The organism is Priestia sp. LL-8 (assembly GCF_036227845.1).
Lineage (GTDB): Bacteria > Bacillota > Bacilli > Bacillales > Bacillaceae_H > Priestia > Priestia zanthoxyli.
Window position 1 is genome coordinate 1,489,705 of sequence record NZ_JAZAQH010000001.1, and the last position, 13,708, is coordinate 1,503,412.

At 37.5% G+C, this 13,708-nt stretch carries 13 protein-coding genes; 11 read left to right on the forward strand and 2 right to left on the reverse strand.

Features of this window, described 5'->3' with window-relative positions; translation table 11 throughout:
* Positions 1-128: 128 nt before the first annotated feature.
* The 8 genes from U9R83_RS07545 (at position 129) to U9R83_RS07580 (ending at position 9,066) form a co-directional block, all read left to right on the forward strand.
* A complete protein-coding gene (locus U9R83_RS07545; protein WP_208732561.1) occupies positions 129-683 on the forward strand; it encodes a hypothetical protein in 555 nt (184 codons plus the stop codon).
* A gap of 262 nt (positions 684-945) precedes the next feature.
* Entirely contained in the window at positions 946-2,448 is a 1,503-nt protein-coding gene (cls, locus tag U9R83_RS07550) for a cardiolipin synthase (RefSeq protein WP_115653408.1), read from the forward strand.
* Between the two features lie 35 nt (positions 2,449-2,483).
* A complete protein-coding gene (locus U9R83_RS07555) occupies positions 2,484-3,338 on the forward strand; it encodes a DUF1206 domain-containing protein (protein ID WP_014460878.1) in 855 nt (284 codons plus the stop codon).
* 85 nt (positions 3,339-3,423) lie between these two features.
* A complete protein-coding gene (locus tag U9R83_RS07560; RefSeq protein WP_014460877.1) occupies positions 3,424-3,645 on the forward strand; it encodes a spore germination protein in 222 nt (73 codons plus the stop codon).
* A 157-nt stretch (positions 3,646-3,802) separates the two neighbouring features.
* Complete coding sequence (locus tag U9R83_RS07565; RefSeq protein WP_243557170.1) at positions 3,803-5,308, forward strand: LysM peptidoglycan-binding domain-containing protein; 1,506 nt, start codon at positions 3,803-3,805, stop codon at positions 5,306-5,308.
* A 287-nt stretch (positions 5,309-5,595) separates the two neighbouring features.
* Positions 5,596-6,798: a macrolide family glycosyltransferase gene (locus U9R83_RS07570; RefSeq protein WP_014460875.1), complete on the forward strand. Its 1,203-nt coding sequence runs from the start codon at positions 5,596-5,598 to the stop codon at positions 6,796-6,798.
* A 44-nt stretch (positions 6,799-6,842) separates the two neighbouring features.
* A complete protein-coding gene (gene galU, locus U9R83_RS07575) occupies positions 6,843-7,751 on the forward strand; it encodes a UTP--glucose-1-phosphate uridylyltransferase GalU (RefSeq protein WP_208732560.1) in 909 nt (302 codons plus the stop codon).
* 100 nt (positions 7,752-7,851) lie between these two features.
* Complete coding sequence (locus U9R83_RS07580; RefSeq protein ID WP_226555792.1) at positions 7,852-9,066, forward strand: sugar efflux transporter; 1,215 nt, start codon at positions 7,852-7,854, stop codon at positions 9,064-9,066.
* Here the strand turns inward: U9R83_RS07580 and U9R83_RS07585 are convergent.
* Together U9R83_RS07585 and U9R83_RS07590 are read right to left on the reverse strand one after the other, a co-directional pair.
* On the reverse strand, positions 9,046-9,282 hold the full coding sequence (locus U9R83_RS07585) for a hypothetical protein (protein WP_080564772.1): 237 nt from the start codon (positions 9,280-9,282) through the stop codon (positions 9,046-9,048). The genes U9R83_RS07580 and U9R83_RS07585 overlap by 21 nt on opposite strands.
* A 116-nt stretch (positions 9,283-9,398) precedes the next feature.
* On the reverse strand, positions 9,399-10,622 hold the full coding sequence (locus U9R83_RS07590; RefSeq protein WP_208732558.1) for an MFS transporter: 1,224 nt from the start codon (positions 10,620-10,622) through the stop codon (positions 9,399-9,401).
* A 419-nt stretch (positions 10,623-11,041) separates the two neighbouring features.
* Between U9R83_RS07590 and U9R83_RS07595 the strand changes: the two genes are divergently transcribed.
* The 3 genes from U9R83_RS07595 (at position 11,042) to U9R83_RS07605 (ending at position 13,642) form a co-directional block, all read left to right on the forward strand.
* Positions 11,042-11,413, forward strand: a complete 372-nt coding sequence (locus U9R83_RS07595; protein WP_014460871.1) for a thiol-disulfide oxidoreductase DCC family protein — start codon at positions 11,042-11,044, stop codon at positions 11,411-11,413.
* 147 nt (positions 11,414-11,560) lie between these two features.
* Positions 11,561-12,481: an oxidoreductase gene (locus tag U9R83_RS07600; RefSeq protein WP_182421161.1), complete on the forward strand. Its 921-nt coding sequence runs from the start codon at positions 11,561-11,563 to the stop codon at positions 12,479-12,481.
* Between the two features lie 180 nt (positions 12,482-12,661).
* Positions 12,662-13,642 (forward strand): DUF3231 family protein, encoded by a 981-nt coding sequence (locus U9R83_RS07605; RefSeq protein WP_115653414.1) that lies wholly within the window; start codon positions 12,662-12,664, stop codon positions 13,640-13,642.
* Positions 13,643-13,708: the final 66 nt, after the last annotated feature.

The window sequence follows — 13,708 nt, forward strand, 5'->3', positions numbered from 1 at the left end:
CAGCTGAGGATGGAATAGACCGTAGGGTTATGAAGCAGGATGTATATACATAAAAATAAACTTATGCATAAAATTTTTATTTAAAACCTATTATCTATTCGTTGAACGAGAGGAAGAGAGGGGATTATTTGAATTTAATAGCCTGGATGATTATTGCATGTGAAATCGCTTTTTGGGTAGTCATCATTTTAGGATTAGCAACAAGGTATACGTTTAAAAAACAAAAGCTCAGTTTTTTTATTTTAGCTCTAACACCTGTTGTTGATTTTTTTCTTCTGATTGTGACGAGCGTAGACCTTTACGGAGGTGCTACAGCGACTTATGCTCACGCTATTGCAGCCGTGTATATTGGAATTTCGATCGCTTTTGGAAAAAGTATGATTCAATGGGCAGACGAACGCTTTCAATATTATGTGATGAAAAACGGAGAGAAACCTCGTAGGCGCTACGGAAAAGAATATGCAAAGCATTATTTTAAGTCATGGCTACAGCACCTTGTTGCTTACGCTATTGGGGCAGCTCTTTTAGCGGCGATGATGTATATAGTACCAAATGGAAAAACCAACGTGCTGCAAAATGTAGTGGAGTTGTGGACAGTTATTGTAGGAATTGATTTCTTATTATCTCTTTCTAATTTCGTTTGGCCTAAAAAAGAAAAAGAGTCCGGTTATACCAACTCATAAAAAGTCATGGTCGTGCGTGAAAAACCAGTGAAAAAACCTCCCTGTAAGGAGGTTTTTTGTTTTACCATCCAGGGTATAGGTATATAAATGATGCTTGTCTGAGGTAGTTCAGTTTAGTTGCTTAAGCGGCTAAACTGCTTTTTGTGCAAATATATGTACATTTTATGTGGCATGCATGATAAGAATTCTGTGTATTCCATATACTACCTCATATGAAAGATAGACAAGTGATACAATACAGTTTGTTTTTAGGAGAGCTTTTATGAAAAAACGCCGGTTGGACTTTATTTTTTTATTTATTATTTTACTTTCAATTTATGCTTTCTTTTTTACCTCTATTGATGTTCATTGGAAGTATGCCTTAGTTGGATTATATGGTGTCATCATTTTTATTTGTATGTATTCACTTATGCTTGAAAATCGAACGCCTGAAAGTACGTTGGTTTGGATGTATGTTCTCTTTTTCTTCCCTGTTGCAGGCTTTTTCTTTTATTTGTATTCAGGACAGCTCTATTTAAAGGGGCATATGTTTAAAAAAAAGCGTATGCATAACCGAGAGATGCTTAGAAAGATGGCAGATAAAGAAACGACGCCTGATCTATCGCCGCTCCAATCTCATCAGCGTTACTTTGCTCAGTACCTTCAATGTGTATCTTTGACGAAGATGAATGTTTATACAAAAACCTATGTGCTTAAAAATGGACAAGAAACGTTTAACGAAATCAAAAAGCATTTGCAGTCAGCAAAACATTTTATTCATATGGAGTACTACATGTTTCACTCAGATTCGTTAGGAAAAGAAATCATTGATATTTTAATAAAAAAAGCAAATGAAGGTGTAGAAGTGCGCTTTACATTCGATACAATGGGAAGCTTTACACTATCGGGTTCAGATATTAAGCGAATGAAAAAAGCGAATGTTAAAGTGCATGCGTTCTTACCTATTAAGTATGGATTTTTTAATCAAAAATTCAACTTTCGAAACCACCGTAAAATAGTTGTAATTGACGGGGAAGTAGGTTTTGTAGGAGGGCTGAATGTAGGCGATGAGTATTTAGGGAAAAATAAAAAAATCGGTTTTTGGCGAGATACCCACCTGATGTTAAAAGGTGAATCTGTTCAAACCTTGCACTCGATTTTTATGTTTGACTGGGAATATGTTTCGGGGGAATGCTTAATTAACAATGAATCATATACAAAACCTCATCGTGTTGAAGGAGAAGGGTTCGTTCAGGTAGTGGCGACGGGGCCAGATACGCAGGAAAATATGAGCGACTATTATTATACGATGATTACAAGCGCGACGAAGTCAATTTGGATTTCTACCCCATATTTTGTTCCAAACGAAGCTATAAGAACTGCTCTTCGTATTGCGGCTAGAAAAGGTGTAGAAGTACGAATTATGGTGCCGGAAATTAATGATGGCTTTCTGACTCAATATGGAACGAGATCATATTTTGCTGAACTTCTTCGCTGTGGAATTGAAGTATATTCGTATCAAAAAGGGTTTTTGCATCAAAAAATCGTGATTATAGATGGAGATATGGCTTCAGTAGGTACTGCAAATATGGATATGAGGAGCTTTCATCTTAACTTTGAAGTTAATGCATTTTTAATTGACGGAGAGACAATTCAAACGCTCATCAAAAATTACGAAGAAGATATGGAAGACAGTCATTTGATCAAGCCAGTAGCATTTTACAAGCGAAGCTTAGTAGAACGTTCGAAAGAGTCATTTGCGCGCTTATTTTCAGGCGTTTTATAAAATAAAGTTTGTTTTCAAAAAGCAGGAGGAAACGTATGGGTGAATCTCCATTTGTTAAAAAAGATACGTTTGGTCGAAAGTTGCATCGCTTAAAAGAACGTACTAAACCATTTGTCGTGCGTTTTTCACGGTTTGGTCATGTGGCTCAAGGTGTGGTCTATTTTATCATCGGTATATTAGCGATTCAGACAGCTTTCGGATTAAAAGGCGATTTGGTTACTTCTCAAGGAGCCCTACACACAATTGCAAAGCAGCCATTTGGATTTTTAATTTTAATTGTTTTGGCAGTAGGTTTAAGTGGATATGCGTTTTGGCAAATCATTTCTGCTATTTTTGATCCTCACCACGTTGGGCATGGGGTAAAAGGCGTTTTTACTCGTTTAGGCTATTTAGTTGTAGCTACGTTTTATATTAGCCTTTGTGTGAGCTCGGTAAAAATTTTGCTTCATGCTCACGTTCATACGTCAGGTAAGCATTATCAAACGGTATCTGCCAAGCTTTTATCCTACCCATTTGGGCAAACCATCATTGCGCTTACAGGTATTGGCGTTATCATCTTTGGTATAGGACAAGTATATTGGGCTCTTTCAGGACGCTTCTTAAAAAAACTAAAGAAAAACGAAATGTCAAAAGAAGAGTGGCGATGGAGCGGGCATATTGGAAAAGCAGGTATTATTGCTCGAAGTATCGTCTTTGGCATTATTGGCTTCTTTCTTATTCGCACGGCTCTTCAAGCGGATCCAGACGAAACGAAAGGGTTAGATGGAGCCCTTGCTGAAGTGGCGCAGCGTCCTTTTGGGTCTGTACTGCTGGCTATTGTATCAATCGGGCTTATGGCATACGGGGTATATATGTTTGCAGAATCAAGGTATAAACGCATTGATCCTTAATAAAATTAAAAAGATGAAAAAGCTACTTTTTGGTCTTCTCCTCATATCCTATAGCAGATAGATAATGAACAGGGGGGAGAGGCAGATGCCATCGGTAGTAGGAGCGGTCAATATCTCAAATGTATTGGTTTCATCTTCAGTGGAGTTTGGTGATTGTCTGGCTATTAAGCCAAAAAGCACAGCTTTTACAACAGTCGGTTCTGGTAGCGCGAACACGGGGAATTTTATGAATATTACAAGCAGTGCCAGTACCGCTAATACAATTGATATGGATATTAATGATCAAAACGTAGTGGGAAATGCATAAGAAGTGAAAGCTTATCACCATAGGGCGGTAAGCTTTTTTATTTGAACTTTACGTATACCCAGACGTCTCTTTACCACAATGTACCTCTAGGATTCTATCTTATAGGAGTAGTAAACTAGACAGGTGATGTCAAAAAGTGGGGAGGCGAGATGATAAAATGAAGAAAATATGTATGAGCCTACTTATTCTCTGTCTTTTCAGTGGAGGATTGGCCCCAATAAGTAAAGGAGACGCTGCTTCTTCAGTGGGTACTGTCAAAGGTGATAATGTAAACGTGTATCGTTCTCCATCTTTACATTCTTCGGTTGTTCAGACAGTGAAAAAAGGAGAAGAATTTCCTGCTATTTCATCTGAAGCGGGAGATGCAGCTCAAGTTATTACTCATAAAGTAGTGCCAGGAAATACGCTATGGCTACTAGCTAAACAATATGGTGTAACAGTCAGCGAGCTAATAAAACAAAATCAGCTAAAAACGACGGAGCTAACTCCGGGGCAAACGCTGAAAATACCACCAAAAGGCTTGTTACATAAAGTAGTATCAGGAGATACGCTTTGGAAAATCTCTGTAAAGTACGGTGTAAAAGCGAATGAATTAACAAAGTTAAACCAGCTATCATCAACAAATATTGAGCCGGGACAAACGCTTGTTATTCCTGATTACTATGTGCAAGTACAGCTTTTGGAAGGGAAAAAGGGCTGGATCAAAAAATCTGATTTAGTACAGCAAAAGCATCAGCCTGTAGTTATGGGATGGAGCTTTAATGAAAAAACAGCAGGCTATGAAGAATCGATGAAACAAAAGAACTTAGATGTTGTTTCACCGCGCTGGTTTACGCTAACGCGGAGTGACAAAGTTGTTTCATCTTCTATAAATCCATCGTATGTTCAAACGGCTCACAAAAACGGCAAAAAAGTCTGGCCGCTCATCGGTAACAATTTCGATGATGTGCTGACAAGTGACGTCCTAAGCAATAAAGCAAAGCGGCAAAAGCTTGTATCGTCAGTCGAAAGTTCGCTTGTGAAAACAAACAGTGACGGTATTAACGTTGACTTTGAAAATATTAATATCAAAAACAAACAAGATTTTGTTTTATTTATTAAAGAATTAAAAGCAGCGTTAAAGCCTCATGGTATGACCGTTTCAGTAGACGTAACACGAGAAAATAATGATCCGTTTTGGTCAGGAAGCTTTGATCGAAAACAGATTGGTCAAGTGGCAGATTACGTCATTATGATGGGTTATGAAGAACACTGGGGAGGAAGTCAGGTTCCAGGGTCTGTGGCTTCGCTGCCTTGGGTGAAAGAAGGAACAGAACTTCTTATGAAAGATGTACCTGCACACAAAATCCTGCTGGGAGTTCCTTTTTATACGCGAGAATGGAAAACGAATCTATCGACCAAAAAAGTTGTCACAAAAGACTTAACGATGAAAGAAGCCGAAGCAATTATCTCTTCTAAAAAGTTAACTAAAAAATGGGACAGCCAAGCCTCTCAGTACTATGTAGAATACACCGAAAATGGTACGAAGCATCAAATATGGCTCGAAGACAAAGCATCTATGCAGCGCCGGGTTAAATTAATTAATGACTATCATTTAGGTGGAGCGGCAGCTTGGTATATTGGTTCAGAAACATCAGATATATGGGAGTTATATAACTTCTAAATAAAAAACACACCTCATGCTTAATGTAGCTAGGTGTGTTTTTTATTTGCATCATAATGAAGCGCATACATCTATTTACAAACGAGATAAATTTTACAATATTTGTTTTTCTTGAGTTAATTTATAACTATATTCCAAAATGAGCCTATTTAACCTTTTTTTAGTTGAAAACGCTTAATGACTTTACGATAAAGGTAATTTATAGTAAATTCAGTTTCTATACAATAAATTTACTAAATGAATAATTAAGTTATTTAATTATTAACTAAGTGAAAGGAATGAGTGTTATGGGAAATGTATTAGTAATAGGCTTTCCAGGTGAAGGACATGTGAACCCTTCTTTAGGAATTGTAAAAGAATTGATGGCTCAAGGGGAAAAGGTCGTCTATTACGGCATTGAAGACTATGCTGAAAAAATTCGAAAATCAGGCGCGGAATTTCGTGAATACGAAGATTTTCGTCCAAGTCTTGATATGAGCAACCGGATGACCAAAGAAGAGTCTTATGACCGCTATGAAATAATGAATTTGTTTTTAAATGAATCTGAAAATATTATTACTAAAATTATGAGTGAAACGAAACATGAAACATATGATTATGTACTTTATGATTATCACCTTTTAGCAGGTTCCGCTGTGGCTGACCTTCTTCAGCTTCCAAAAGTTTCTCTTTGTACGACGTTTGCGTTAAATAAGGAGTTAGCAACTTGTATGATGCCAAGTGGTCAAACAGAACCTGACCAATCTTCCTTTTATCCTCAATTCGAAAAATCATTAAATAAGTTCAACAGCCAATATAATACTGATTTAAAAGATTCCATGGACATTATGTCGAATCCAGGGGATATTACGTTAGTATTTACGTCAGAATTCTTTCAACCATACGTATCTGAATTTACGAGTGAGTACAAGTTTATTGGTCCTTCAATTGTTAAACGACTAGATATTGAAGATCCTTCTTACTTACAAAATGAAAATGAAAAAATTATTTTTGTTTCTATGGGAACTATTTTTAATCAGCAGCTAGAAATCTATGACTTATGTATAGAAGCATTAAAAGACTTTGAGGGTAAAGTTATTTTATCTATTGGTAAAAATACAAAGCCTGAAGAATTAGCACACATTCCAGAAAACTTCGTTGTGAAACAATACGTACCGCAGCTAGAAATTTTAAAACGTGCGGATTTATTTATTACTCACGGCGGAATGAACAGCAGCAGTGAAGGATTATACTACGATACACCGCTTGTCGTTATTCCAATGGCAGTGGATCAATTTATGGTGGGCGATCGCGTGCAGGAGTTAGGAGCAGGTGTAAAATTAGATAAAAATAATGTATCTGCTGAGCTCATCAAAAATACAGTTAACGACGTTTTAACTACTCACACATATAAACAGCATGCACAACAAATTGGAGAATCACTTCGCTCAGCGGGAGGATACAAGCAAGGAGTGAAAGAAATTTTCAAGATGGTGCCTGTTAAAGCGTAATAGATGTAAGACAGCTAGATAACTAACAGAGAGGAGTAAATCATATGCAGTCTATCAAAAAAGCAGTTATACCAGCAGCAGGGTTAGGTACTCGTTTTTTACCTGTTACAAAATCTATCCCAAAAGAAATGCTTCCAATTGTAAATAAGCCCGTAATTCAATTTATTGTAGAAGAAGCCTTAGAATCAGGAATCGAAGATATTTTAATTGTTACAGGAAACGGGAAACAAGCAATTGAAAATCATTTTGATCATAATATTCAACTAGAACACTTGCTTCATCAAAAAGGAAAGACCGAACTATTAGAGGAAATGGAGCATATCTCTGAACTAGCGAATATTCATTACGTTCGTCAAAAAGAAATGAAGGGCCTTGGCCATGCGATTGGCTGTGCTCGACAGTTTATTGGAAACGAACCGTTTGCAGTTTTACTTGGAGATGACTTAACAGACCCAGACCAGCCTTGTTTAAAACAGCTGATTGACCAGTATAACCAAACGGGATCGTCGATTATCGGCGTACAGCGCGTAGAGGAAAAATCCGTTCACCGTTACGGGATTATAGATCCAAAAGCAAATAAAAGCCGATTATACGAAGTGAATGGTTTTGTAGAAAAACCATCAGTCGAAGAAGCTCCGTCTAATTTGGGGATTATTGGACGCTATGTATTTACACCTGACATTTTTGATTACCTTGAAACGCAGGAAGCTGGAAAAGGTGGGGAAATTCAGCTAACGGATGCTATTCAGCGTATGAATATAGACCGTTCTATTTATGCTTACGAATTCGAAGGCGAACGTTATGATGCAGGGGAAAAATTAGATTTTATTTTTACGACTCTTGCTTTTGCGTTAAAAGATGAAGAATTAAAAGCACCTCTTTTAACTAAATTCAAAGAGCTGATCAACAAGGAAGAACAAAAAGAAAAAATTGCTGTACAAATTGGAAAATAACCTTTTACACACCTTTCTTCTACTTTTTCTTGAAGAAAGGTGCATTTTTTTATAGAAATTAAACGTTTGACAGCTGGATAGAAAGGATTGAAATGAGTTTATGTCGAAAGCAGAAAATTCGTTTGTATCAGGTATAAAGATTGTATTTACAGACAGGGATTTTCGAACGATTTTTATTTCATTATTTATTATCGGGTTGTCTGTTGGCGGCTTTATGCCGTATTTAACGGTTTGGGCAACAAATACATTGCATGCCACTTCGTTTCAAGCAGGGTTTTTATTTGTCCCGATGAGCATTATTGGTTTGATCGTCTCGTTTTATTTAGCTTCTTTATCAGACAAATGGGGGAAACGAAAGCCATTTATTATTTGGGCGTTATTGATCGGAACCATTTCAAGAGTTCCGTTAGCGTTTACGCATTCCTATGCAATAGCACTCATTTTACTTGCTATAGGAGGATTTAATGCGTTTTCCTTTTTCTTTGCTCTGCTGAATGATTTTATTGTTAAAAAGGAAGAAAGTAAGTCGAAGGCAGGTACGATTACTGGTACCGTGCGAATGGCTTTTTCACAAGGCTATATTTTTGGGCCTATGCTTGGTGCTTTAATCATTGACCACGGAGGGTATACTCTTTTATTTTTATTATCAGGGTTGTTATCCCTAGCAACTTTAGTGTGGGTTCTTTTTGCGCTTAAAGAAGAAAGCAGTATACCTCAAACTTCAGTTCATGCATCTTCAAAAGCGCCAGCTCGTATACCTTCTGTATTGATAGCTGTATTCGTAGCAGCTCTTTTCATTTTTGCGGGGGACTCCGGTCGTTCTATGTATTTGCCGCTGTATGTAACAGATACATTAAAGCAATCCGTTTCGATTGTAGGTATTCTCTTTACCGTAACATCTGTTTTTGAGCTAGTATTTATGCCATTAGGAGGCTATTTTTCTGATAAGATTGGCGTTAAACGATTCTTTATTATTGGAATAGCTTGCCAAGTGCTTTATTTTATTTTAACGAGTCTTCATCTACCGCTGAGTGGATTAATTGCGCTTCAAGTATTTTATGCTTTTATTCTATCCGCTACAATGGGAGTAGGAATGGTGTATGCTCAGTCACTAGCCCCGCGTCAAATTGGACTAGCCACAACGGCATATATGACGGCTATACAAACTTCAGCAGTTGTCAGTAGCTTAGCTATGGGGTCACTAGTTAACGTGATTCCGTTGCCTTCTACCTTTTACATTTTAGCTGTTTTTGCGGTTGTTTCAGGTGTGATGTTTCTATTTATGAAGCAAAAATCAGCTGAGGAAATGACTTAAAAAGTTAAGAAGAAGTTGAGGTTTTACTAAATTAATCCAATATAAAGACGAACAAATAGTATGCATGAGCTGGACTGCTTGTGACACCGCAGTTGATTTCCGTGCAAGTCTTCGCTTTCCGCGGATGGCCGATGAGCCTCCTCGTCGCTTGCGCTCCTGCGGGGTCTCATCTGTTCCATTGTTCCCGCAGGAGTCTTCGCCTTGCCCTCCAATCAACTGCTAGAAGGACCTAAACAAATGACCCATACGTTCACCATAATAAAAAAACGAACCATTAATCAATGGTTCGTTTTTTTACTTTCTCTAAAATACTTTTGCCCCAGCCTCTTTTTTTATGATGCTGTTTCTTGAATTTGTTTGCTGCGATTTTTATTTAAAATTTTTCGGTAGCGGTAATTAACAAAAGCCGCCGCCGCCATGCCTACTACTGAAAGCATCGCATCAAAAATAAAGATGATCGAAATATGTCCTGTTTTAGACATGAGCCCTGTTGCTAAAGGCAATAAAATTGCAGCTAATCCAGCAGCGGTCGCTACAATTCCCGTAACCGTTCCTTTTTTGTTCCAGAAAAGCTCGGTCATAACGGTAATCGCTAATTGAAAGACCCCAGCCGTAGAAAATCCCATGAAAAAAGCAGCTGCAATTGCAATAGCAGGTACTTTAACAAATAGAAGCGTAAGTACAGCTATAAGGGTAATCATCGGGTAAACGAGAATAACCGTTACAGGACGAAGCACTTTGCTTAATAATACGGCTAATACTAAAACAGAGATTAAAGCTCCGATGCTATAGTAGCTTAAAAGGCGAACCGAGCTGCTTTCAGCCATACCTAATACTTGTTGACCATAAGTAGGAAGCCAAATTTGAGCCACTGTAAACAGCGCTGTAGAAGTAAATCCAATCACAATAAGAGCAATTCCTTCTTGCTTCATATTAGGAGGAGAGACGAATTTATTTTCTTCCGCACTTTCTTGTTGAACTGTATTCTGTTCGCGTTTATGATTGGGAAAAGGCAGTTTGAACATAAAGATCATATTTAGTAAATAAATAAGAGCCGGAAGGAAAAAAGCATAACCATAAAACAAATCACGATCTGCAAAAAAGGCAATCATAAACGGAAGAAGTGCCGCTCCAGCTGATATAAATGCTTTTACAAGAACACTGGCTGAACCTGAAGATTTAGGAAAAACTTCAATTAAAGCAGGGTATGTTCCAGCGTCCATAGCAGAGTTTGCAATACCAGCAATAATGGCAAAGATAAAGGCTGTTGGATAATTTGGCGATAATGGAATGCCGATTAAGAAAATAGCCATCGTCAGAGACGAAACAAGAATCAAAGGTTTTCGTCCGACTTTATCAGACAAGATGCCTGATAGAGAATACGAAAGCAATTTTCCAATTCCGATAGCCGAAATAATATAGCTGATTCCAGCACCGTCGGTATTTAATTGTTTTGTCAAAAATGACATATTTGATGCAAGCATGATATTGACCATGCCAAGTAGAAAATAGTTAATATACATACCTGAAGCTGACAGCATGTACTTATTTTTCATCGTTTACACATCCTTACGTAAAAAAGCTTATATGAAATGGATAAAAGTAATCACCCGTTCCTCCTTTTTTCTTCGTTATTTATAAACCTACTTCCATGATAAGTTTATGAAGACATTACCTTTACCTTTTATCATTGGATTTATTCAGTTCTTTTTAGTGTGCGACTGAATGGGTGCATCTAGTGCTTCAAATCAATATGAAATCTATTCTAACATGTTTTTAGCGCTTTAAACCAAAAAAGTGATATTTTATAAAAAAATCCTGTCTTCTTTCACGGCTTCACAAAAGAAACCCCACAAAAAATGTTCGCTTTAAAGCCAGGCTATACAAGAAATGCCTCCTAATGATGGTTATTAAAAATGAGAAAAGGGTATTTATAAACTAAGGAAAAAGAAATAAGGGAAGAAAGGTGGAAACAATGAAGCACAAAGTATTTTTTGATGCGGAATGTCCTTTATGTTACAACGTAAAAAAAATAATTAAAGCGCTGGACTGGACGAACCAAATCCAGTGGATTCCAGTTCAATACATTGAACGAACGGAGTATAGCTACTTAAAAGAAGAAGGAAGAGACTTATATGATCAAATTCATATGGTCACCAAAAAAGGGGAAGTATTAGCAGGATTTGAAACGGTCAGACGGCTTTTAGCTGTTTTGCCTCTTACATTCCCAATAGGTGTGCTTCTGCATTTACCATTGATGAAAAAAGCGTTTAGTCCGCTATATAAATGGATCTCCACAAACAGGTACGACTGGTTTGGACGCTACGATTCACCGCGGACCACATAAACATACAAAAGGGACAAGCTTTGAAAAAGCTTGTCCCTTTTGTTTTGAAGACATTATAATTTATACATATTTTAATTTTTAAAAAACGTATGTGACCGAGACGCGTAAATTCTAGAAAAAAAGCTATAGCTGAAAGGGAGAACTTATATGACAACAAAATGGACAGCTGAACGGATGCCCGATTTAAAGGGGAAAACAGCCCTTATAACGGGAGGAAACAGCGGTATTGGGTTTGAAGCTGCAAAGGCTCTAGCAGCTCGCGGAGCAGAAATCATTCTTGCTGTGCGTAATGATGAGAAAGGGAAAGAAGCTAAGAAGAGAATTAAAGGGGACAACGAGAATGCTAAAGTGACTATTATGTCATTAGATCTCAGTGACTTGAGCTCTATTCGGGATTTTGCCAATCAATTTCTTCAACAATACTTGTCTTTGGATCTTCTCATTAATAATGCAGGCGTGATGGTGCCACCTCACAGCAAAACGAAAGACGGATTTGAACTGCAGTTTGGCTGTAATCATTTAGGGCATTTTGCACTTACGGGTTTGCTGCTTCCTTTACTAATGGCCACTCCACATTCACGTGTCGTAACTGTAAGCAGTATAGCCGCTAATTCTGGAGAAATCTATTTTGATAATCTCGATGGAGAAAAAGGCTACAGTCCAATGAAGTTCTATAGACAAAGCAAACTCGCCAACCTATTGTTTGCCAAAGAATTGCAAACTCGCTTAGAAGCAGCCGGATCAACGACAATTAGTGCCGCTGTACATCCAGGTATTTCTAATACAAACCTATTATCACGCGGTTCAGGTAAAGAACCAAACGGCTTGTTGAAATTTTTAGTCAAGCTATTTAGTCAATCTGCAGAAATGGGCGCGCTGCCTACTCTTTATGCAGCTACTGAATCAATAGAAGGCGGTACATATATTGGGCCAGACGGAAAAGATGCTAAAAAAGGATATCCTGTAAAAGATATGATGGGAGACGTTTTATTTAAACCGGACGTAGCGGAAAAACTATGGAGCGTATCTGAGGACTTAACAGGTGTTGAGTACTCGTTTCGTGCTTAAGATAAAAAACAGTTCTGTAAGTGCGGAGCTGTTTTTTTGTTGCTCAAAAGCTATAGGTCAGGGGATTAAATAAAAAAAAGAATGTTGGATAGCATAATGATAAGTAAACGTACAATGAGTATGTTCTCTTTTGAGAGATAAAAGCACTCAACAAAGCTGAAGAAGCGGAGGGAAGTAACAGTGCCTGATAAACCTAGTATTACCTCAAGTGAAATTGGAACGCTGTGGATGACATATCAGCAGAAAACGTTAATCATTTGCTTGTTGGATTATATGATTGAACATGCAGACGATGAAGATGCTAAAACAATTATGACGGACTTGCGTGAACAGCTCATTATATACATACGAAAGATAAAAACAATATTTGAAAAAGAAGGAGCCGTAGTGCCAACCGGGCTTTCATCTCAAGACGTAAACGTACAGGCTCCAAAACTATTTACTAATGGATTTGATATTATGTTTCTTCGTGTTATTAAAGAAATTAGTATGGGGATGTATACATTAAGTTTAGGTAAGGCCTACAGAGAAGATGTGGTGAAATTTTATCAAGATTTAACAAAGATTACGCAAGAGTGCTACGATTCCTGTACGCAGTACTTATTGAGAAAAGGAATTTTATCACGCCCACCCTATATTCCAATGCCAACTACCGTTGAGTTTGTTTCGGATAGAAAATATCTAAGCGGCTTAAATGTATTTGCGGACAAAAGAGTATTAAATACGATGGAGCTAGCGCAGATTTATCATGGAGTCGAAACAAACATTGTCGGGATGAAGTTAATGAAGGCTTTTTCTCAAACGGCGAAAGATGCCGAAGTGAAAAAGCATTTTTTGAAAGGAAAAGAGCTCAGTAAAAAGATTATTACGCGCCTAGAAGAAATAATTATACAAGACGATATTTCACCTTCTGTTGCCTCAACAGGAAGCATAACGACTTCTGAAACGCCTGCTTTTTCTGATCGTTTGATGCTGACATGCGATATTTTACTTAGTAATTTTAGCATTGGAAGTCAGGCATTTGGAGCAGCATTTAGTTTTCGAAGAGATATTGTGGCTAAAATGATGCTGATAGGAGAAGATGCGTTTCAATATGCAAGCGAAGCGACGGAAATTATGATTAAAAAAGGCTGGCTTGAAGTTCCACCAAGCATTAATTAGCTAATATGGAAATACGTATTTACATGATGCTCTTCTAAAAGCAATGAATTTAAAATAGGTGAGATA

Bases quoted from the DNA above. Each gene is read 5' to 3' on its own strand.
- U9R83_RS07570 (WP_014460875.1), top strand. From the start codon at position 5,596: ATGGGAAATGTATTAGTAATAGGCTTTCCAGGTGAAGGACATGTGAAC.
- U9R83_RS07590 (WP_208732558.1), bottom strand. From the start codon at position 10,622: ATGAAAAATAAGTACATGCTGTCAGCTTCAGGTATGTATATTAACTAT.
- U9R83_RS07595 (WP_014460871.1), top strand. From the start codon at position 11,042: ATGAAGCACAAAGTATTTTTTGATGCGGAATGTCCTTTATGTTACAAC.
- U9R83_RS07565 (WP_243557170.1), top strand. From the start codon at position 3,803: ATGAAGAAAATATGTATGAGCCTACTTATTCTCTGTCTTTTCAGTGGA.
- U9R83_RS07555 (WP_014460878.1), top strand. From the start codon at position 2,484: ATGGGTGAATCTCCATTTGTTAAAAAAGATACGTTTGGTCGAAAGTTG.
- U9R83_RS07560 (WP_014460877.1), top strand. From the start codon at position 3,424: ATGCCATCGGTAGTAGGAGCGGTCAATATCTCAAATGTATTGGTTTCA.
- cls (WP_115653408.1), top strand. From the start codon at position 946: ATGAAAAAACGCCGGTTGGACTTTATTTTTTTATTTATTATTTTACTT.
- U9R83_RS07600 (WP_182421161.1), top strand. From the start codon at position 11,561: ATGACAACAAAATGGACAGCTGAACGGATGCCCGATTTAAAGGGGAAA.
- U9R83_RS07580 (WP_226555792.1), top strand. From the start codon at position 7,852: ATGTCGAAAGCAGAAAATTCGTTTGTATCAGGTATAAAGATTGTATTT.
- galU (WP_208732560.1), top strand. From the start codon at position 6,843: ATGCAGTCTATCAAAAAAGCAGTTATACCAGCAGCAGGGTTAGGTACT.